General features: G+C 71.5%; 19 protein-coding genes and 1 other RNA gene. All 20 read right to left on the bottom strand.

Annotated features, from left to right (window positions below):
• Positions 1-387: 387 nt before the first annotated feature.
• The 20 genes from ssrA to AB5970_RS05720 all read right to left on the bottom strand — a co-directional run bounded on the left by ssrA (position 388) and on the right by AB5970_RS05720 (position 20,028).
• Positions 388-754, bottom strand: a transfer-messenger RNA (tmRNA) gene (gene ssrA, locus AB5970_RS05815).
• 83 nt (positions 755-837) lie between these two features.
• Positions 838-2,193: a trypsin-like peptidase domain-containing protein gene (locus AB5970_RS05810; RefSeq protein WP_370502968.1), complete on the bottom strand. Its 1,356-nt coding sequence runs from the start codon at positions 2,191-2,193 to the stop codon at positions 838-840.
• A gap of 105 nt (positions 2,194-2,298) precedes the next feature.
• The gene (locus AB5970_RS05805) at positions 2,299-3,354 is read right to left on the bottom strand and encodes an ATP-dependent DNA ligase (protein ID WP_370502967.1); all 1,056 of its coding nucleotides are present in this window, start codon (positions 3,352-3,354) and stop codon (positions 2,299-2,301) included.
• A 10-nt stretch (positions 3,355-3,364) separates the two neighbouring features.
• Complete coding sequence (locus AB5970_RS05800) at positions 3,365-5,218, bottom strand: DUF2207 domain-containing protein (RefSeq protein WP_370502966.1); 1,854 nt, start codon at positions 5,216-5,218, stop codon at positions 3,365-3,367.
• Positions 5,215-5,685, bottom strand: coding sequence for an SsrA-binding protein SmpB (smpB, locus tag AB5970_RS05795; protein ID WP_370502965.1), 471 nt, complete (start codon positions 5,683-5,685; stop codon positions 5,215-5,217). Before smpB ends, AB5970_RS05800 begins: the two co-directional genes overlap by 4 nt.
• A 47-nt stretch (positions 5,686-5,732) precedes the next feature.
• On the bottom strand, positions 5,733-7,028 hold the full coding sequence (locus tag AB5970_RS05790) for a peptidoglycan DD-metalloendopeptidase family protein (protein ID WP_370502964.1): 1,296 nt from the start codon (positions 7,026-7,028) through the stop codon (positions 5,733-5,735).
• A gap of 2 nt (positions 7,029-7,030) precedes the next feature.
• Positions 7,031-7,945, bottom strand: a complete 915-nt coding sequence (gene ftsX, locus AB5970_RS05785; protein WP_370502963.1) for a permease-like cell division protein FtsX — start codon at positions 7,943-7,945, stop codon at positions 7,031-7,033.
• Positions 7,945-8,634 (bottom strand): cell division ATP-binding protein FtsE, encoded by a 690-nt coding sequence (gene ftsE, locus AB5970_RS05780; protein WP_370502962.1) that lies wholly within the window; start codon positions 8,632-8,634, stop codon positions 7,945-7,947. Before ftsE ends, ftsX begins: the two co-directional genes overlap by 1 nt.
• A gap of 151 nt (positions 8,635-8,785) precedes the next feature.
• Complete coding sequence (locus AB5970_RS05775; RefSeq protein ID WP_370502961.1) at positions 8,786-10,030, bottom strand: ROK family transcriptional regulator; 1,245 nt, start codon at positions 10,028-10,030, stop codon at positions 8,786-8,788.
• Between the two features lie 22 nt (positions 10,031-10,052).
• Positions 10,053-11,327 carry a sugar ABC transporter permease gene (locus AB5970_RS05770; RefSeq protein ID WP_370502960.1) on the bottom strand — a complete coding sequence of 425 codons (1,275 nt, stop codon included), beginning with the start codon at positions 11,325-11,327 and terminating at the stop codon, positions 10,053-10,055.
• On the bottom strand, positions 11,324-12,208 hold the full coding sequence (locus tag AB5970_RS05765) for an ATP-binding cassette domain-containing protein (protein WP_370502959.1): 885 nt from the start codon (positions 12,206-12,208) through the stop codon (positions 11,324-11,326). Before AB5970_RS05765 ends, AB5970_RS05770 begins: the two co-directional genes overlap by 4 nt.
• A gap of 193 nt (positions 12,209-12,401) precedes the next feature.
• On the bottom strand, positions 12,402-13,424 hold the full coding sequence (locus tag AB5970_RS05760) for a sugar ABC transporter substrate-binding protein (protein WP_370502958.1): 1,023 nt from the start codon (positions 13,422-13,424) through the stop codon (positions 12,402-12,404).
• An 809-nt stretch (positions 13,425-14,233) separates the two neighbouring features.
• Positions 14,234-15,349 carry a peptide chain release factor 2 gene (gene prfB / locus AB5970_RS05755; protein WP_370502957.1) on the bottom strand — a complete coding sequence of 372 codons (1,116 nt, stop codon included), beginning with the start codon at positions 15,347-15,349 and terminating at the stop codon, positions 14,234-14,236.
• Between the two features lie 46 nt (positions 15,350-15,395).
• Positions 15,396-15,866 carry a pilus assembly protein TadG-related protein gene (locus tag AB5970_RS05750; RefSeq protein ID WP_370502956.1) on the bottom strand — a complete coding sequence of 157 codons (471 nt, stop codon included), beginning with the start codon at positions 15,864-15,866 and terminating at the stop codon, positions 15,396-15,398.
• Positions 15,863-16,306 (bottom strand): pilus assembly protein, encoded by a 444-nt coding sequence (locus AB5970_RS05745; protein WP_370502955.1) that lies wholly within the window; start codon positions 16,304-16,306, stop codon positions 15,863-15,865. Before AB5970_RS05745 ends, AB5970_RS05750 begins: the two co-directional genes overlap by 4 nt.
• Positions 16,303-16,743: a TadE/TadG family type IV pilus assembly protein gene (locus tag AB5970_RS05740; RefSeq protein ID WP_370502954.1), complete on the bottom strand. Its 441-nt coding sequence runs from the start codon at positions 16,741-16,743 to the stop codon at positions 16,303-16,305. The genes AB5970_RS05745 and AB5970_RS05740 overlap by 4 nt, the downstream gene beginning before the upstream one ends.
• Positions 16,674-16,949: a hypothetical protein gene (locus tag AB5970_RS05735; RefSeq protein WP_370503029.1), complete on the bottom strand. Its 276-nt coding sequence runs from the start codon at positions 16,947-16,949 to the stop codon at positions 16,674-16,676. The genes AB5970_RS05740 and AB5970_RS05735 overlap by 70 nt, the downstream gene beginning before the upstream one ends.
• Positions 16,950-17,006: 57 nt before the next feature.
• A complete protein-coding gene (locus tag AB5970_RS05730) occupies positions 17,007-17,942 on the bottom strand; it encodes a type II secretion system F family protein (RefSeq protein ID WP_370502953.1) in 936 nt (311 codons plus the stop codon).
• Positions 17,939-18,802, bottom strand: coding sequence for a type II secretion system F family protein (locus AB5970_RS05725; RefSeq protein ID WP_370502952.1), 864 nt, complete (start codon positions 18,800-18,802; stop codon positions 17,939-17,941). The genes AB5970_RS05730 and AB5970_RS05725 overlap by 4 nt, the downstream gene beginning before the upstream one ends.
• On the bottom strand, positions 18,802-20,028 hold the full coding sequence (locus AB5970_RS05720; RefSeq protein ID WP_370502951.1) for a CpaF family protein: 1,227 nt from the start codon (positions 20,026-20,028) through the stop codon (positions 18,802-18,804). Before AB5970_RS05720 ends, AB5970_RS05725 begins: the two co-directional genes overlap by 1 nt.
• Positions 20,029-20,136 lie beyond the last annotated feature (108 nt).

Genomic DNA, 20,136 nt, shown 5'->3' with positions numbered 1-20,136 from the left:
CCTGCTCGTCAGGCAGCAGGTGTGCGTTCGCACGTCGCTGGCGATAGGTGGCGCGGGTATGTGGACCGATCGCGGTCAGCAGCTCGGTGTGCTCGGCGACGGCGTCCTCGACGGAAGCCCGTGACTGCGGACAGCAGCCGCGAGCTGCGCGGCTTTGCCCGGATGCCCGCGGTCACCTCCAGCAGGTGCTTTGCCACGGGGGGCCTCGTTCTCGTCGTCGTACGTCATCGAACTCTGGTGCTTCGTTCGGGGTTCCCCGCCAGAGCACCCCGAAGGGGCCCGTGACCCGTCCGCTCCCGCATGGAGACCCTAGACACAGAAATAGCCCCTCGCGTCAACAAGAGGCTAGATCCGTGTCAACAAGACCTACGTTTCCGCAGGTCAGATGGGTGGAGGTGGCGGGAATCGAACCCGCGTCCGGTGACGCAGTACCAGGGATTCTCCGGGTGCAGTCTGCTGTGCTTTTCTCGGCCCCCACGATCACGCAGACATGTTGTGGACGGGCCCAGTCAGATTAAAGTCCCGGCAATCGACCTGACGACGATTACCAGCAGTGGCTCTCTAGATGACGCTGGTTACTGAGTCGAGAGCGTACTCAGGCCAACGGACTTCGGGACTCGCTCAGGCGGCGAGGGCGAAGTCGGTGCGGTTGGAATTGGCACCTATTGGTTTGCACGGAGCGTTGACGAGATAACCGTGCGTCCTCGACCCGCTTCTCCTGGTTCGACGATCACCGTCGAAACCGATCACCCCCATGTTCAGTTTTCAAGCACTGACCGAAGCCAGTCCGACCAGCCTACCTCTCAACGGCAGGCTGGTCGGACTCATTCCGGCGCGTCAGTCGGCCGGGCCGGCGATGAGCGTGACCGTCGCGGAGCCGGCGGTGCCGCCAGCGGTCGTCCAGGTCAGCGCCACCGAGTCGCCGGGGGCGAACTGGGCGAGCGCGTCGGACAGGGCCGAGCCGGAGGCCACCGCCACCCCGTTCACCGAGGTGATCGTGTCGCCCACGGCCAGGCCGGCGGACGCAGCCGGGGTGCCGTCGAGGACGCCCGCCACGGTCGCGGTCGAGTCGGAGGCGAGCGCGACCCCGAGGAACGCCGGGTAGCCGATGGTGACGGTCGCGGAGGCGGCGCCGGGGTCGATCTGGTGTGCGATGACCAGCGCGTCCTCGATCGAGATCGCGTAGGCCACCGTCGTCACCTGCGTGCTGGAGGACGCGGCCGTCGTCATGCCGACCACCTCACCCTCGGAGTCGAACAGCGGGCCGCCCGAGTCGCCGGGCACCACGGCCGCCGAGAACTCGATGAGGCCGCTCAGGGTCTCCCCCTGCGACGAGCCGTCCGACGCCGTCATGGTCTGGTCCGTCGCCACCACCGAGCCGGCCGCGGCCAGCAGGTCGCCGCCGCCCTCCGCGTTGCCCACCGCCGTGATCGCGTCGCCGGCCACCACGCCGCTGTCGTTGTCGAGCGTCACCGTGGACAGGCCCGACGCGCCCTCGAGCTGCAGGAGCGCGACGTCGTGGGTGGCGTCCGTGCCCAGCACCGTGGCGGTGTACGTCTGGCCCGTCGACTCGATGGTCACCTGGATGGCCGTCGAGCCCTCGATCACATGGTTGTTGGTGAGCACCAGCCCGTCCGACGTGAGCACCATGCCCGTGCCGGCCGCCGACGCGTTCTGGTAGCCCAGCGTCGTGTTGATGGTGACGACGCCGACCTGCTGGTCCGCGGTCGCCGCGGTGGCCGCCGACGTTGTGGTGTCGGGAACCGTGCCGCCGCGGGGGTCGGTGCCGTACGACGGGGTGTCGGCGGACGGCGGGGTGGCCGTCGGCGGCACGAAGGACGCGCCCTGGGCGCTCGTGGTCGTGCTGTCCGCCGACGACGCCTGCGAGGCCGCGATCGCCGCCGCCGTGACGCCGCCCGCCAGCAGCCCCAGGGCGAGGGCGCCGCCGGCCGCGCCGATGGCCAGGCCGCGCCGGACGGTGGGCTTGGTGGCCGTCGCGACCGACCCGGCGGCCACCGGCATCACGGGCGGGGCGCCCGGCGCCTCCGACGCGCGGGCTGCGATCGGGGCCGCGTGCATCTGGGGCTCGGGTGCCGCGGAGGTCGCCTGCGCCTCGGGGGCCGTCGCCGGCCCGTCCGAACCGGACACAGCCGGGGTCGCGCCCACCGTCTCGTCGCGCTGCTGCTCGTCCATCGTCCTGCCCTCCTCGGCGGCACCCGGGGTGGTGCCGACAAGGATCAGAGAACTCGGGCGAACCGGGAGATCGCTGGTATCAACCCGTGCGCAACCTGTGGAACGTCAGCCGGCGGCCAGCACGTCGGACAAGGAGTACGACACCGGCTCCTCCAGCTGCGCGTAGGTGCAGGACTCGGGCGAGCGGTCCGGGCGCCAGCGGCGGAACTGCGCCGTGTGCCGGAACCGTTCGCCCTCCATGTGGTCGTACGCCACCTCGACCACCAACGTCGGCGAGAGCGGCACGAACGACAGGTCCTTACCGCGCGACCAGCGGCTGCCCTCGGCCTCGCGGGGCGTGCGGCCGTCCGACGAGTAGTCCCACGGGTGTCCCTCGAGCGGGACCACCAGGGGTGCGAGCTCGGTGACCAGCTCACGCCGCCGCGCCATCGGGAACGACGCCGCGACCCCGACCGAGGCCAGCGTCCCGTCGGCCGTGTACAGCCCGAGCAGCAGCGACCCGACGGCGTCGGGCCCCGACGCGTGCGGGCGGTAGCCGGCGACCACGCAGTCCGCGGTCCGCTCGTGCTTGATCTTCTGCATGGTCCGCTTGCCGGGCTCGTACGGCCCGGCAGGGTCCTTGGCGACGATGCCGTCGAGCCCGGCGCCCTCGAACCTCGAGAACCAGTCGGTGGCCTCGTCGAGCGAGGACGTCTGCGCCGTCACCGAGATCGGGCCGCCGGGTGTGACGAGCGACTCCAGCACAGCCCTCCGCTCCGAGAACGGCCGGGAGGTCAAGTCGTCGTCCCCCAGCGCCAGCACGTCGAAGAGCACCAGCAGCGCCGGCGTCTCGACGGACAGCAGCCGCACGCGCGACTCGGCGGGGTGCACCCGCTGCAGCAGTGCCTCGAAGTCGAGGCCGCTATGAGAAGACGACGGCACGATGATCTCGCCGTCGACCACACACCGAGGAGGCAGGTGCTCCAGACAAGCCGCGACGACCTCCGGGAAGTACCGCTGCATCGGCTTGGTGTTGCGCGACCCGATCTCCACGGAGTCCCCGTCGCGGAACACGATGGCCCGGAAGCCGTCCCACTTGGGCTCGTAAAGCTTGTCGCCCGGGATCTTCGGGACCGACTTGGCAAGCATGGGGTCTACGGGCGGCATCACCGGCAGCGTCATAGAGGAAGTCTTACCAGCCCCCGCCGCCACCGCCTCCGACGCCACCACCGGAGAAGCCGCCCGAGAACCCGGAGCCACCCGACGTGCCGGGGGTCGGCGCGGAGATCGCCTCGGTCGCGATCGACTGGAACCGGTCCAGCGAGGAGGCGAACGCGGTCGCCCAGTAGATGTTGGCGCCCGGGTAGTAGCCGCCCACGTACCAGCCGGGCTGCGCGACGGCGCGGCCCTGCGCGGCGAGCTCGGCGAAGACGCGCGCCCACCGGTCGGCCAGCCCGAACACGATGGCGTAGGGCAGGTATCGGCTGAAGATGTCCTCGCCCTCCTCGAACTTCAGCTGGTTCGCCTCGGCCGTGGCCAGGTACCGGCGGAAGCCGAGCGACTGCGCGAGCACCGCGGTGCCGTCCTCGGTGCGGGCGGGCGCGGCCTTGGCCAGGGCGAACACCAGCACGCCGATCAGCGCGATCGCGATGGGCACCAGCGCGATGCCGCGCACCGCGACGCCGGACGCGAAGGCAAAGGCGGCCAGGCCGCCGCCGACCACCACGAGCGCGATGCCCGCGGCGCGCCAGAGCGACCGCACCGACTTGGGGTTGGACCGGAACCAGCCGGACGACGTCACGTGGTCGTAGAGGCCGTCCTGCACCTTGGCCATCGAGGACGCGAACGTGGTCTTGAGGTCGGAGAGCTTGACCGAGGTGGACGTGGCGAAGATCGAGGTCAGCAGCGTGTCCTCGTAGGGCAGCAGCGAGCCGTCCTTGTTCTTCAGCTGCACCAGGGTCCAGTCCTTGGCCTTCTTCTTCGGGTTGGACCGCGGCACCTCCTCGATGCGCAGCCAGCCGCGCACCGCGAGGTCCACCAGGGTCGCGGTGACGTCGACGGGGTCGGCGGTCTCGTCGACAAGCGTGCCCACCTCCCCCGGCCGCACGCCCGCGGGCGGCTGGAACTGCACCGAGACCACCTCGCGGCGGTCGCGGAAGCCCGATGCGGCACCCGGCTGGTTGTCGGCCGGGCGCAGGCCCGGGGTCAGACCCAGATAGGCGCGGTCGCGGCCGACGCGGCGCACGCGCAGGATCGCGAGGATCGCGCCGCCGATGAGCACCAGCAGCCCGAGCACGCCCAGCGGCGACACCGGCTGCACGGGCGCCAGCGGGTCGGGCTTGTCGACGAGGATCGGCTCGACCCCCGGGAACGTGCCGGCCGGCCAGCCGGTGACGGTCGAGAACTGGTCGCCGACGGGGACCAGGTCCTGCGTGAATGTCGACGACGACCCGTCGACCGACGACGACGTGCACGGGGTGGTCGACCCCTCGGGACCCGCGAAGCAGACCGCGCCCTCGACGGCCGCCGGCCCGGTCACCTGCACCGACAGGCCGCCCAGCGGGATCTCCCAGCCGGCGCCGATCACGTTCCAGTACAGCTCGTCGCCGGAGTGCTGGGAGTTCGCCGGGTTGACCAGCCCGTCGACCGTGTACTGCACGTGATAGGTCTGCACGCCGGAGATGTCACCGCGGTTGGGGTCACCGATGCGCAGGATCAGCGCGGTGTCCGACGACTCCTGGTTCACCTGCGCCGGGGCTCCGGTCGACGACGACGCCGAGATGTCGGTGTACCGGAACGCACGGTCCGACGAGTCGTCGTAGTAGACCCTCGTCGGCAAGGTGAGGAAGGGCCCGTGACCGGGTTCGTCGCCGAAGTCGAAGTCGAAGTCGAGCCCCACCTGCATGACGCCGTCGGCACCGAGCGTGGCGGTGACGTCGTACCGCGTGATCTCGCGGCCGGAGGTCTGGTCGGGGGCGGCGACGGCCGGGACCGCGCCGAGCACCACCAGGACGAGGGCCACGACGAGGGCCCGGACCGTCCTCACAGGTCGCGCTTCTCGCGGATGGCCCGGTTGGCCTCGAGGTTGTCCTGCCGCTCGCGCAGCGCCTGCCGCTTGTCCCACTCGCGCTTGCCGCGGGCCAGCGCGATCTCCACCTTGGCGCGCCCGTCGAGGAAGTACAGGGATAGCGGGATGATCGTCTGCCCCTTCTCCCGCGTGCGGGACTCCAGGCGGTCGATCTCCTGGCGGTGCAGCAGCAGCTTGCGCTTGCGGCGGGGCGCGTGGTTGGTCCACGTGCCCTGCGAGTACTCGGGGATGTGCACGCCCTCGAGCCACAGCTCGCCGTTGGTCACCTCGCACCAGCCGTCGACCAGCGACGCCCGGCCCATGCGCAGCGCCTTGACCTCGGTGCCGCTGAGCACCATGCCGGCCTCGAACACGTCCTCGATGACGTAGTCGTGCCGGGCCTTGCGGTTCGAGGCGACGACCTTGCGCCCGACGTCCTTGGCCACGGTGGTCGAACCTCGTTCCTGCAAAAGGTGAATGGTGCGGAACGAGACTACAGACCCAGCAGCGGCCGCGGGTTCGTCGTCGCGCCGTTGACGTAGACCTCGAAGTGCAGGTGGCAGGCCGCCGACGTGCCGGTGTTGCCCGAGTGGCCGATCAGCTGGCCCTGCTCCACGTGCTGGCCGGCGCTGACCGCGAAGCTGGTGAGGTGGTTGTACGACGCCGACAGGGCGTTGCCGTTGACGAACCCGCTGTCGATCATCACCTGGTTGCCGAACCCGAACCGCGTCTTGGCCCACGTCACCGTGCCGGCGCGGCCGGCGTAGATCGGGGTGTTGCAGTAGGTGCGCAGGTCGATACCGGCGTGCAGCCGGACGTAGTGCAGCGTGGGGTGCATGCGCATGCCGTACTCGGACGTGACGTAGATCGGGCTGATGCTGGTCGGGTTGGCGAACAGCGCGCTGCCGATCGGGCCAGCCGGGCCGTGGGGGTTGCCGGCGGCGGCGTCGCGAGCCTTCTGCGCGGCGATGGCCGCCTGCAGCTCGGCCTGCACCGCGGCGGCCTCGGCGTCGGCCTGCGCCAGCTGGGCCTCGAGGGCCGCCTTCTGGGCGTCGAGCGCCTGCTGCTGGCTCACCTGCTGCGCGAGCAGGTTGTCCAGCGCGGCCTTCGCGGCGGCCGCGGCCGTCTTCGCGGCGTCGGCCTCGACCACCTTCTGGTCGGCCTGCGCCTTGAGCTCGGTGATCTTGTCCTTCACCGCGCCCAGCCGCGCCTCGGCGTTCTTGTTGGCGGACTCGGTGGCCTTGAGGTCGTCGAGGATCTGCGCCTGCGTGCGCAGCGCGGTGGACATCAGCCCGTAGCGCTGCACGAAGTCGTCGGTGCTCTGCGCGTCGAGGATGATGTCGACGCCCGAGACCCCGCCGCCGCCCTTGTACGCCTCGCGGGCCATCTGGCCGATCGCGGCACGCATCTGCGTCGCGTGCTCGGCGTCCTGCGTGATCGTGGTCGAGATCGCCGCCTGCTGGTCCTTGGCGTCCACCAGCCGCGCCGCGATGATCGCCGCCTCGCGCTGGGCCTTTTCCAGCGCCGCGTTCGCCGCGTCGAGCGTGGCCTGCGCGACGGGGATCTGCGCCTGCGTGTCCGCCAGCTGCATCGCGAGAGCCTGCAGGCTCGCGTCGACGCCCTCCATGGCCGCCTCGGTGTCGTCGCGCGCCTTGGCCACGGCGGCCTTGTGCGCCTCGGCGGCCTTGCGGCGGTCGTCGATGCTGTCGGCCGACGCCGGCCCGGCGAACAGCGCGGTGAGCAGCAGGGTCAGGACGACGAGGAACGCGGGCATCCGCAGGCGGCGCATCATCACACCTTCGTGTAGCGGCTCAGGGTGACCAGCGACGAGATCCCGGCGAGCAGGATGGCGACCACGATGAGGATCGGCGCGATCGCCGCCACGTCCGCCGTGCTGACGTACGGGATCCAGGTGACCGACTCGCCCAGCCAGTCGTCGACCAGGTAGCCGACGCCCAGCCAGAGCCCACCCACCGCCAGCAGGGCGCCGATCGTCGCGGCGATGGCCCCCTCGAGCATGAACGGCAGCTGGATGAACACGGTCGACGCACCGACCAGGCGCATGATCCCGGTCTCCCGGCGGCGGCTCAGGGCGGACAGGCGGATGGTCGTCGTGATGAGCAGCACCGCCGCCAGCAGCATGACGAGCGCGAGGCCGCCGGCCAGCAGCGTGGCGTTGTTGAGCACCGTGAACAGCTTGTCGAACAGCCGCTGCTGGTCCTTGACCTCCTCGACGCCCGGCCGGCCCGAGACCACGTCCGAGACCACCGCGTACTTCTTCGGGTCGGTCAGCTTGATGCGGTACGAGGAGTTCATGTCGTCGACCGTCGCGGCCGACGCCCAGAACTGGTCCTTGAACTGCTTCTGGAACGCGGCGAACGCCTGCTCCTTGGTCTCCGTGTAGATCTTCTCCACATACGGCTTGACCTCGGGCGACGCCAGCGCGGCCTGGATGTCGGCCTTCTGGTCGTCGGTGACCTCGCCGCTCGCGCACGTCGGCTGGTCGGAGTTCTGCGGGCAGAGGAAGACCGAGACCTCGACCTTGTCGTACCAGTCGTCCTTCATCTTGCCGATCTGCGCCTGCAGCAGGGCGGCGGACCCGACGAACGTCAGCGACACGAAGGTGACCAGGATGACCGAGATGGTCATCGACAGGTTGCGACGAAGGCCGAGCCCGATCTCGCTCAGGATGAACTGGAGGCGCATCAGCGGTCCGACCCGTAGACGCCGCGCGACTGGTCACGCACCATGTCGCCCAGCGACAGCTCGATCACGCGCTTGCGCATCTGGTCGACGATCTCGTCGTCGTGCGTCGCCATGACCACCGTGGTGCCCGTGCGGTTGATCCGGTCGAGCAGGCGCATGATCCCCAGGGACGTGGTCGGGTCGAGGTTTCCCGTGGGCTCGTCGCACAGCAGGATGTTCGGGCGGTTGACGAACGCGCGCGCGATGGCCACGCGCTGCTGCTCGCCGCCGGACAGCTCGTGCGGGCGACGCTTCTCCTTGCCGGCCAGGCCGACCATCTCGAGCGTGTCCGGCACGGTCGTGAGGATGTGGTGGCGGGGCTTGCCGATCACCTGCAGCGCGAACGCGACGTTCTCGAACACCGTCTTGTTGGGCAGCAGGCGGAAGTCCTGGAACACGGCGCCGATCTGGCGGCGCAGCGTCGGCACCTTCCACGACGACAGCGTGCCCAGCTCCTTGCCGGCGACGAACACGCGGCCGGCGGAGGCCCGCTCCTCGCGCAGCACGAGGCGCAGGAAGGTCGACTTTCCGGAGCCCGAGGCGCCGACGAGGAAGACGAACTCCCCGCGTTCGACGTCGAGGGAGACGCGGTCCAGCGCGGGCCGGGCGCCGCGCGCGTAGACCTTGGTGACGTTCTCGAATCTGATCACGGTGCTCGCGGGCCAGGTGTCGGGGACGGACGGGGTACAGCTCTGGCCTCGTCGAGAGTAGGCAGCGGACGGGGGGTCACCGGACGGTGACACGCCGACGATTGCCTGTGAGAACCCGGCCGTGGGCACTTTGGTGCAGAATGTCGGACCCTCAGGTCCCCGAGAGCACCTGCGGCTCCTCGTCGGACAGCGCCTCGATCGTGCCGACGGGGTCCTCGAGAACGTCGGCGAACGCCACCTCGGCGCCCCCCACCAGCTGCGCGTCGGAGCCCAGGTCGGACCGCACCAGCAGCGCCTGCTCCCGCATCGGCCCCAGGGCCCGCGAGTACGACGCCGCGAGCGTCTGCTCCATCGTCGGGTAGAGCGCACCGAGCGTCCCGCCGAGCACGACCACGCGCGGGTTGAAGATGTTCACCAGGCTGGCCAGCCCGAGCCCCACCCACTCCCCCGTCTTGCGCACGCCACCGATGGCGCGCCGGTTGCCGATGGCCACGTCGCTGAGCACGTCCTCGATGTCCGCCTCGCGCGGGTCGCGGCCCACCGCGCGGATGATCGCGGCGTCGCCGATCTCGGCCTCCCAGCACCCCCGCGCGCCGCACGAGCACACGCGACCGCCCGGCTTGACGACGATGTGGCCCACCTCGCCCGCGTACCCGCCGGCGCCCTTGAGCAGCTCGCCGTCGACCACGACCCCGCCGCCGACGCCGACCTCGCCGCGCACGTAGAGCACGTCCTGCTGGCCTTGCGCGGCGCCCCGCAGGTACTCGGCCACGACACCGAGGTCGCCGTCGTTGCCGACCGCGACCGGGTACATGTGGCCCGTGGCCTCGCGGAGCAGGTCCGCGAACGGCACCTCGTGCCAGCCCAGCGGGGGCGACCGGCGCACCAGCCCGTCGGGTTGCCGCACGCTGCCCGGCACCGAGACCACCAGCCCGAGGCACAGCGACCCCGGCGAGGCCTTGGCCTGCATCTCGCGGGCCAGGGTCGCGATGAGCTCGACCACCGCGGGGACGTCGTGCGGCGACGTGCTGTGCAGCCGCCGGCGCACCTGCAGCATGTAGCCGCCCAGCCCGACGCGGGCGGCGCCGACGCTCGACGGCGTCACGTCGAACGCCAGCACGTGCACGCTGGTGCTCACCGGCTCGACCACGTTGGACGGCCGCCCCTTGCCGCTGACGACGCCGGGTCGCTCACGCACGAGCCCGAGCTTGACCAGCTCGGACGTGAGCGACCCGACCGTCGACCGGTTGAAGCCGGTGGTGGCCACCAGGTCAGACCGCGTGGCCGGCCCGTGGAAGTGCAGCAGCCGCAGGACCGCCGAGAGGTTGGCCCTTCTGACGTCGTCCTGCGCTGCCGCGTCGGCGCGCCTGACGGGCGGGCCTGCCCCGAGCCGCACCGACAGCCTCCTTCAGGTTGTACTAGCCGCGTCCGGTGGCCCGTGCGCGCCGACGGGAGATCGCGTCGACCGAGGCCGCCGCGACCAGCACCGCGCCGGTGACAACGTACTTGACGCCGGCCGTGTACCCGAGCAGCCCCATGCCGTTGTCGATGACGGCGATCACGGCACCACCGATGAGGGCGTCGACGATCCGGCCCTTGCCACCGAAGAGCGACGTGCCACCGATGACGGCCGCGCCGACCGCGTAGAGCAGGACGTTCGAGCCGCCCGCGTTCGGGTCCACGCTCGTGGCCCGCGAGGCGGCGAGCACGCCGGCGATGGCCGCCATGAACGAGCAGATCATGAAGCAGACCATCTTCACGGCCTTGACGTTGATGCCCGCGCGGCGCGTGGCCTCCTCGTTGCCGCCGACCGCGTAGATGTGCCGGCCGAACGCCGTCCGCGTCAGCAGGAAACCGAGCCCGAGGGCCAGGACCACGATCAGCGGGACGACGATCGGCACGCCGATGATCGACGTGCGCAGCGGGTTGAGGCTGCGCTCCTGGTTGAGGACCGCGACCATCCCGAGGACGACCAGCGCGAGCACGACCAGCTTGAGCACGACCATGCCGAGCGGGGCGGAGAGCAGGCCGCGCTTGCGGCGCAGCTGCCACGTCCGCAGGCTCGTCGCCCCGTAGGCCACGACGGCGAGGATCGCGAGCGCCCAGCCGACCAGCGGCGGCACGTTCTTGTTCTGCAGCGCGATGATGACCGGGTCGGTGATGGAGATGTTTCCGCCGCTGCCGATGATCAGCAGGACCACGCCCTGCAGCGCCAGGAACATGCCCAGCGTCGTGATGAAGGACGGCACGCCGACCCGCGCGACGAAGGTCCCGATGATCAGACCGATGACGACGCCGGTCACCAGGCCCGCGAGGAGCGAGACGTACCACGACCAGTGGTAGACCGTCAGGCCCGTGGCCAGCACTGCGCCGCACACACCCGACGTGACGCCCGCCGACAGGTCGATCTCGCCCAGCAGCAGGACGAAGATCAGGCCCATGGCGATGGTCGCGACGACCGCGCCCTGCTGGAACAGGTTGGCGATGTTCAGCGCCGACGGGAACGTGTTGGGCTTGAGGATGACGAACGCCAGCGTCAGGACGCCGAGCGCGAGAAGGGCCGGCAGGGACCCCATGTCGCCGCCGCGCACCTTGCTGACGTAGTTGCTGACGGCCTCGCCGAACGTGGGCTGCTCGACCGAGCCGGCCAGCAGCGAGGGCGCGACCTCCGAGGGAACCGTGGGCGTGCTCATGCGGAGGTGCTCCCGTTCGTGGTGGTCGGCGCTTCGCTCGTGGTGGCCGTGGCACTCGCGACGCGCTCGGGCGCGTCGGGCGAGACCCGCGGGGCCACCTGGCCGGGGGCCAGCCCGGCCGAGCCGCTCGTGATGAGCTCGATGATCTCGGTGCGGGACGTGTCCTTGGTGCGCACCTGCGCGGCCGTCTGGCCCAGGTACAGCACGTTGATGGAGTCCGCGACCTCGAAGACGTCGTTCATGTTGTGCGAGACCAGCACGACCGCCAGGCCCGCGTCGGCCAGTCGTCGGACCAGTTGCAGCACCTGCTCGGTCTGCGCCACACCCAGGGCAGCCGTCGGCTCGTCGAGGATGACGAGCTTCGAGTTCCAGAGCACGGCACGCGCGATCGCGACCGTCTGACGCTGACCGCCGGACAGGCTGGCGACGTGCTGACGGATGGACCGCACGGTCCGCACCGACAGGCTGGCCAGCACCTCGGCGGCGCGGGTCTCCATGGCGGACTCGTCGAGCCGGAAGCCCTTCCTCAGCTCCCGGCCGAGGAACATGTTGTGGACGATGTCGAGGTTGTCGCACAGCGCGAGGTCCTGGTACACGACCTCGATGCCCAGCGCGTTCGAGTCGGCCGGCGACGAGATGTGGGTCTGCTCCCCCTGGAAGAGGACGTCACCCGCGTCGAACGGGTAGATGCCCGCGACGCACTTGATCATCGTCGACTTGCCGGCGCCGTTGTCCCCCACCAGCGCCGTCACCTCGCCGGCGCGCGCGACGAGGTCGACCCCGCGCAGCGCGTGCACCGCGCCGAAGTTCTTGCGACCGCCCCGGACCTCGAGGGTCGGCGGAGGGGCCAGGTCAGGTGCGGCATGCGCTGCTTGTGTCATCGTCCACCTCGTCGGGTCTGCGGTTCACCCCGCGTCGTCGCGGGTCTGTGCGTGGCCGTGCGCGCGGCGCGCGTCGCTGCGCGCCCGTCGTTCTCGTCCTGCGTCCATCGTCGTTCCCGACGCCAGGCCGGGGCCGGCCGCTCTCGCGGACCGGCCCCGCCTGGTCACCGGGGATCAACCCCGGTGTCGATCGTCAGGAGATGCCGGCCTCGGCGCACTTGGCGGCGAGCTCGGCGGTGCAGACCTTCTCCTTGGTGGTGTAGCCGTCCGCGATGACGTCCTTGACGTTGTCGAAGTAGATGGCCTCAGGGTCGAGGAGCACCGACTGGACCTCCTTCTTCGTCTCGGTGTCGGTCACGGTGCCGGTGGCCAGGCTCGCGGTGTCCTCGCCCTTGGCGAGCGCCACGGCCAGGGCCGACGCGGCGTCGGCCTCCTTCTTGACGGCCTTGTAGACGGTCATGCACTGGTCGCCCGCGAGGATGTTCTGCAGGCCCTGGTCCGTCGCGTCCTGACCCGTCACCGGAATGGTGCCGTTGACGCCGTTCTTCTTCAGGATGGCGATCGCGGCGTTGCCGAGACCGTCGTTGGCCGCGAGGACGCCGTCGATCTTGCCGGCGTTCTCCGTCCACATCTGCTCGAAGATCGTGCCGCCGACCTGGTTGTCCCACTTGTCGACAGCCTGGTCCGCGACGACCGTGTACGAGGCGCCGTCGACCTTGGCAGTCTGACCCTTGAGGTTCGACGGGTCCGGAGCGTCAGCCAGGCCGAGCGCCGTGGCGGCACCCTGCTTGAACAGGGTCGCGTTGTTGTCCGTCGGCGAGCCGTTGAGGAACGCGATGTTCCCCGTGGTCTTGCCGTCGTCGGCCAGGCACTTGGCCAGGCCCTCGCCCTGCAGCTGGCCGACCTTGACGTTGTCGAACGACACGTAGAAGTCAGCGCCGCCGCCCAGCGTGAGCCGGTCGTAGTCGATCGTCGCGATGCCCTGCGACTGAGCCTTCTGCAGCACCGCCTTGCCCGACCCGGAGTCGAGGTTGACGATCATGAGGACGTTGACGCCGCTCGTGATCATCTGGTCCGCGATCGTCTGGAACTGGGTCGCGTCGCCCTGGGCGTTCTGGATGTCGTAGTCGACGCCCGCGGCCTCGAAGGCCTCCTTCAGGTACTTGGCGTCGGCGGTCTCCCACCGGGCCGAGGACTTCGTGTCGGGCAGGATCACGCCCACCTTCGGCGTCGTCCCACCGCCGCTGCTGGCGCTCTCGGTGCTGTTGCCAGACGGTGTGTCGTTGCTGCTACAACCAGCCAGCAGCAGTCCGGAGGCCGTGACGGCCGCCATTGCCAGAACCATGCTCCGTCGCATCGTGCTCCCTCTCGTGACGACGCCTCTTTGCGCTCGTCTCCACCCGGCGCTTTCGGGCGCTCGGACTATGTTGCGGGCCACAACATATGGCTGGGCGGGGTCCCTCACAAGGTCAGACGCATTTTCCGTGGTCAAACTGTGACCTTGTGCGCTGAGCAAGCGCTTTCTTGGGTGCCCGATTCGCCCACCTGGGCGAATCATGTTCGCGGCCACAACAATCCCTGTGCCGTGGCTGAGCACAAAGGCGCCCTCGGGGCCGCGTGAACCCCCTTCCGCTTGCGTCCGCGCTCCTGGGGGTCAGGGCCCCACGGAATGCGGATGCCGAGGTGACCCCGGCCGGACGTCCGCACTCGAGTGGGCCAGAGCCTCACGGAGTGCGGACGCAACGAGAACCCCGACAGGACGTCCGCACTCGAGAGGGCCACAGCCTCACGGAATGCGGACGCAACGAGAACCCCGGCAGGACGTCCGCACTCGAGAGGGCCAGAGCCCTACGGAGTGCGGACGTCCGCACATTCGAGCGCTGGGACGACCGGATCTGCGGACGCAGTGGAGATTCTGGCCGGACGTCCGCACATCAGAGGGCTCCGGCGACCAGATCTGCGGACGCTGCGGGCCCGGGACGGCGCCGCGAGCTCAGGCCGACGTCCGGCGTCGGACGACAGGCGTCAGGCGTCGGCGGACTCGGCCGAGCGGCGCCAGCGGATGCCGGCCTCGATGAAGTCGTCGATGTCGCCGTCGAACACCGCGGCGGGGTTGCCCACCTCGTGCTCGGTGCGCAGGTCCTTGACCATCTGGTACGGCTGCAGGACGTAGGAGCGCATCTGGTCGCCCCAGCTGGCCTTGACGTCGCCGGCGAGCGCCTTCTTCTTGGCGTCCTCCTCGGCCTTGCGGACCAGAAGCAGGCGGGACTGGAGCACGCGCAGCGCGGCGGCGCGGTTCTGGATCTGCGACTTCTCGTTCTGCATGGACACGACGATGCCGGTCGGGATGTGGGTCATGCGGACCGCGGAGTCGGTGGTGTTGACCGACTGGCCGCCGGGGCCGGACGACCGGAACACGTCGACCTTGATCTCCGACTCCGGGATGTCCACGGAGTCGTTGGACTCGATGAGCGGGATGACCTCGACGGCCGCGAAGCTGGTCTGGCGCCGGCCCTGGTTGTCGAACGGCGAGATGCGGACCAGGCGGTGTGTGCCGGCCTCGACGGACAGGTTGCCGAACGCGTAGGGCACCTTGACCTCGAAGGTCGCCGACTTCAGGCCGGCCTCCTCCGCGTACGAGGTGTCGAGCACGGTGGTCGGGTAGTTGTGCCGCTCGGCCCAGCGCAGGTACATGCGCAGCAGCATCTCGGCGAAGTCCGCGGCGTCGACGCCGCCGGCGCCGGCGCGGATGGTCACCACGGCCTCGCGCTGGTCGTACTCCCCCGCCAGCAGCGTGCGGACCTCGAGCTCGCCCAGGTCCTTCTTGATCTTCAGCAGGTCGGCCTCGGCCTCGGCGAGGGTGTCCTCGTCCTCCTCCTCGGCGGCCATCTCGACCAGCGTCTCGAGGTCGTCGATGCGGCCGTCGAGCTTGCTCATGCGGTCGAGCTCGGCCTGGGTCGACGACAGGGCGCTGGTGATCTTCTGCGCCGCCTCGGGGTCGTCCCACAGGTCGGGGGCCGACGCCTGCTCCGACAGCTGTGCGACCTTCGCCTGGAGCGCGGTCGGGTCGCTCACCGCCTGGATGGTGCCCAGGGTGGTGCGCAGCTCTCGGATCGCGGAGGGGAAGTCGGTGGTGGCCACAACCGACCAGGCTACCGGGTCGGGACGGGCGACTCCTCCCCGGGGCTCACGATCCGCGCGCGACCGAGTCGGCCTCCAGCGCGATGCCGTCGGTCCACGGCGCGAGCACCCAGCTGACGAGGGCCGGCCGGACGACGGCGCCCAGGTGCACCTCGGCCGAGCGCCCGTCCGGCGTGGACGCCGACAGCACCGCGAACTCGTCCCAGGAGGCCACCGCGTCGGGGTTGTCCTCCAGGTACTCGTCGACCGCCGCGCGCACCGCCGTGTCCGTCAGCGGCAGGCCGGACGTCTCGGGGTCGCCCTGCCCGGCGCCGGGCGCGAAGTAGCGGTCGTCGCCGACGGCGTCGGCGGCCTCGAGCGCGAGCACGTCCGCGAGCGCCAGCAGCCGCTTGCGCTCGAGGTGCACGCCCGCCGCCGACACCACGACCGTGACCAGCAGCAGCGCGACCACGACGAACCCGAGGGTGAGGATCATGATCTGGCCGTCGTCCGCACCGGCCCGTGGGAGTCGTCTCATCCGGCCGCCCGGTACGCGTCGACCGGCGCCACGCGCTCCGCGCTGACCGGCAGCTCGAGCGGGACGATCTCGCGCACGAACCCCGGCACGAACGGCAGCGGCACCCGCACGTCGATCCGTGCGGACACGTCGCCACCCGGCGCGAGGCACGGCGACGCGGAGCACGCGAGCGTCAGCGCCCCGGCGGGGTCGTCGTCGAACCCCTGGTCCCGCAGGGCGATCCCGGCCGCGGCGATCGCCCGCGCGGCGCCCTCGTCGGAGTCGTCCGCGACGACGAACGTGCGCGCGGCCTCGCGCGCCGCGCCCTCGGCGGCGAACGTCGCGGCCTCGACCCGGCTGAGGACGAGCACCAGGTACACCAGCGGCACCAGGAGAACGAGCGAGAGGCCGAGGAACTCGACGACCGAGCTGCCCCGGTCGTCTCCGAACCGGGCGATCACGGCGCCTCGACCAGGGCGTGACCGCGGACCGTGAGCGTCCCCGCCGGGCCGACCAGCCCGACCAGCGGCAGCGGGGCGGCCACCTCGACCTCGACCACGTCCAGGCCGTCGAGCGTGGTCCGTCCGGCCGTGACGTCCTGCGCGTACGCGGCGGAGAGCGACTGGGTGATCAGCTCGCGCGCGCGGTCGGCGCCGTCGGCCGGGTCGTGACCGACCAGCGCCCCGTAGCGCGCGCCCTCGGATGCCGAGTCCACCAGCGTGTTCCGCACGTGCAGGACGAGGGTCAGCTGCAGGACCGCCGCGAACAGCACGGTGAGCAGGCCGCCGACGAGCGCGAAGTCGACGACCGCCGACCCCGCGTCGCCCGTCAGGGGGCGGTGACGCTGTCGATGGCGTTCTCGAACACCCGCGCCAGCGCGTCGCCGGCGACGATCCACAGCGCGGTCACCAGTCCTGCCGTCATGAGGGTCACCAGGACCCACCCGGGCACGTCGCCGCGCTCGGGATCGCGCCCCGCCACGCGGTGCCGCACGGCGCTCCACGCGGTCGCGCCCCACACCAGCGAGCCCCACAGCAGGGTCGCCGTGCGGGACGTCGGCGGCTCGGCTGTCTGTCCGGTCGACCTCTCCCCGGCAGTCGTCATCGGTCCTCGTCCCTTCGTCGGGCACCCGCGGGGCGCCTGGCCAGATCTGCACACCCGTCACAGGCCGACCCGCAGGACGACCATGCTCGGGAAGACCGCGAAGACGACAGTGACCGGCAGGATGAGAAACACCACCGGCACCATCATCAGAACTTCCTTGCGCCCGCCCGTCTCCATCAGCGCGCGACGTCCCTCTTCGCGGACGTCCTGCGCCTGTGCCCGGAGCACGTCCGCCAGCGGTGTCCCGCGCTCGACGGCGACCGCGACGCCCTCCGCGAAGCGCGCCAGCGCGGGGAGGCCGGTCCGGTCGGCCAGGTTGTCCAGCGCGACCGTCAGGGGCGCACCGGCGCGGGCGTCGGCCAGCGTCCGCGCCAGCTCCGCGGTCAGCTCGCCGTGGGTGGTCCGCACGACGCGCTCCAGCGCGCCGACCGCCCCCTCGCCCGCGCCGACGGCCAGCGCGAGCAGCTCGGCGATGGTCGGCAGCTCGGTGAGCATCCGCGACTCGCGCGCCTGCAGCTCGCGCGTCAGGGCCCAGTCGCGCGCCAGCACGCCGACCAGCCCGCAGACTGCGACGAGCACGACCAGGGGTCCGACGCCCGAGCCCCGGGTCGCGGCCAGGAGCAGCGCGAGCGCGAGGCCCGCCGCCAGCCCGAGCACGCCCCAGACCACCTGACCGGCCCGGAACTGCTCGACGGTCTCGCTGCGCCCGGCCCGGGTCAGCCGCCGGCGCAGCTCGGACGTGGGCGAGCCCAGCCGGGTGACCAGGCGGACGGCGTCGCTCATCACGGGAGCCACCAGCCGCTCGATCGTCGCGAACGGCCCGCGGACGCTGGGCGCCGCTCCGAGCAGTCCCGACGCCGTGGTCTGCGGTCGCAGGTACGGGGCGAGCCGCTGGTCGAGGCCGATCCGGCGCGACCGCAGCCGCAGCACCACGAGCGCGAGTCCGAGGCCGCCCAGCAGGCCGATCAGCGCACCGACCGCGCCGGGGCTCACCGCAGCACCCGCGGGTCGTCGGGCAGCCGGGCGATGCGCAGCATGGCGACGTACGCGACCGCGGAGCAGGCGCCGCCGACGACGAGCACCGCGAAGCCGACCGTCGTGTCGTAGGCGCTCGCCGCCTCCGGACGCGTGGACAGCAGGGCCAGGACCACCCACGGCGCGGCGACGGCGAGTCGCGCCGCGTACACCGTCCAGCTCTGCCGCGCCTCGAGCTCGCCGCGGGTGCGCACGTCCTCGCGCAGGAACGTCGACAGCGTGCGCAGCAGGCGGCCGAGGTCGGTGCCGCCGACGTCGCGGGTCAGCCGCAGTGCCTCGACGATCCGGTCCGCGACGGGGTCCGCCAGCCGGGCCTTGAGCGCGTCCAGGCAGTCGCCGAACCGCCCGGTGGCGCGGTAGTCCTCCGCGAACGCCGTGAACGCCGGCCGCAGCTCGACCGGCCCGCGCTCGCCGATCTGCGCGACGGCCTCGGGCAGCGCCAGCCCCGCGCGGATGCCCGAGCCCAGGTGGTCGACCACCTCGGGCCACAGCTGCCGCAACCGGGCACGCCGGCGCCGCGCACGCCCGCGCACAACGGCCCACGGGGCCAGCGCCGCGAACACCGCGAAGCACAGCGCGATGGACGGGATGCGGGTGAGCGCCACGCCGACCAGCAGGACCACGAGCCCGACCACCACGCTGGTGAGCACGAGCGCGCCGGGCGTCACCCCGGGCGCTCCCGCCTGCACGAGGGCGTCCTGGGTGCGGGCGTGCCAGCCGGCGGTCCGTGCGCTCGACGAGCGACGCGGCTCGGCCCAGAACGACCACCAGATGCACGCGAGCCCGGCGCCGAGCAGCAGCCCGACCACGACCCCCATCAGCCGCGCCCGCGCAGGAGGGCGGCGAGGTCGGTGCCCGTGCGCGCGAAGCGCTCGGGGTGCGGCGGGTAGCCGTCGGCCCGGACCAGGTGCCCGTCGCGGGCGTGGAACACGTCGGTGGTCTCGACGACGCCCTGCTCGACGCGGCCGGGCACGGCGACGATCTCGCGGACAAGCCGGCGACCGGTTCCGTCGAGGTCCAGGTGCACCACGAGGTCCACCGCCGACGCGACCGTCGGGATCACGAAGCGGTCGGACACGTTCTCGCCCGCGAGCAGCGGCAGCGTGCAGAGCTTGGTCAGGGCCTCGCGGGCCGAGTTGGCATGGATCGTGCACATGGCCGGCACGCCCGCGTTCAGCGCGATGAGCAGGTCGAGGGCCTCCGCCTCGCGCACCTCGCCGACCAGCAGCCGGTCGGGACGCATGCGGAGCGCCTCCTTGACCAGCCGGCGCAGCGGGATCTCGCCCGTGCCCTCGAGGCTCGGTTGGCGGCACTGCATGGCCACCCAGTCGCGGGCGACCAGCCGCAGCTCGAAGACCTCCTCGCAGGTGATGACCCGCTCCCGCGCCGGGATGGATCCGGCCAACGCGTTCAACAGAGTTGTCTTGCCTGCCTGCGTTCCGCCCGAGACCAGCACGTTGAGGCCAGCGCGGACGGCACCCTGCAGGAACGCGGCCGCGTGCGGGGTCACGGTGCCGAGCCCCACCAGGTCGTCCAGCGAGGTCGCGCGGACCACGTACTTGCGGATGTTCACCGACCAGTGCCGCCGCGTGACGTCCGGGATCACCGCGTGCAGGCGCTCCCCGCCCGGCAGGCTGGCGTCGACGAACGGGCTGGACAGGTCGAGGCGCCGGCCCGAGACCTTGAGCATCTTCTCGACGAGGTCGCGGACCTGGCCGTCGGTGAGGATCGTCGTCGTGAGCTCCGACTCGCCGCGCCGGGCCACGAACACCTGCGTCGGCGAGTTGATCCAGATCTCTTCCACGTCCGGGTCGTCGAGGTACTTCTGCAGCGGACCGAGCCCGGCGACCGCGTCGACCACCGCCTTGTGCGCGGCGACGGCGTCGGCCAACGGCGGGACCGCCCCCACCACCGACCGCTCGTCGTAGTCCGCGATCACGTCCGAGACCAGCGCGACGACCCCCGGCCGGTCCCGCACCGGGTCGATGCCGCGCCGCCGGATGAGCTCGCGGACCTCGGTCTCGAGGATCGCCACGCCGTCCACGAGTGCTCCCCTCGCTCGGTCACAGCGCCCGGTTCATCCGTCATGTCCGATATGCACGCTGGCCGGAACCCTAGGGGACGCCCGGGGGTGGGCACAGCCCGCTGTCCA

Source organism: Cellulomonas sp. ICMP 17802, assembly GCF_041295535.1.
Classification (GTDB): Bacteria; Actinomycetota; Actinomycetes; order Actinomycetales; family Cellulomonadaceae; genus Cellulomonas.
Note: the sequence above shows the minus strand (reverse complement) of the source record. Positions and strands in the feature narration are given on the sequence as shown.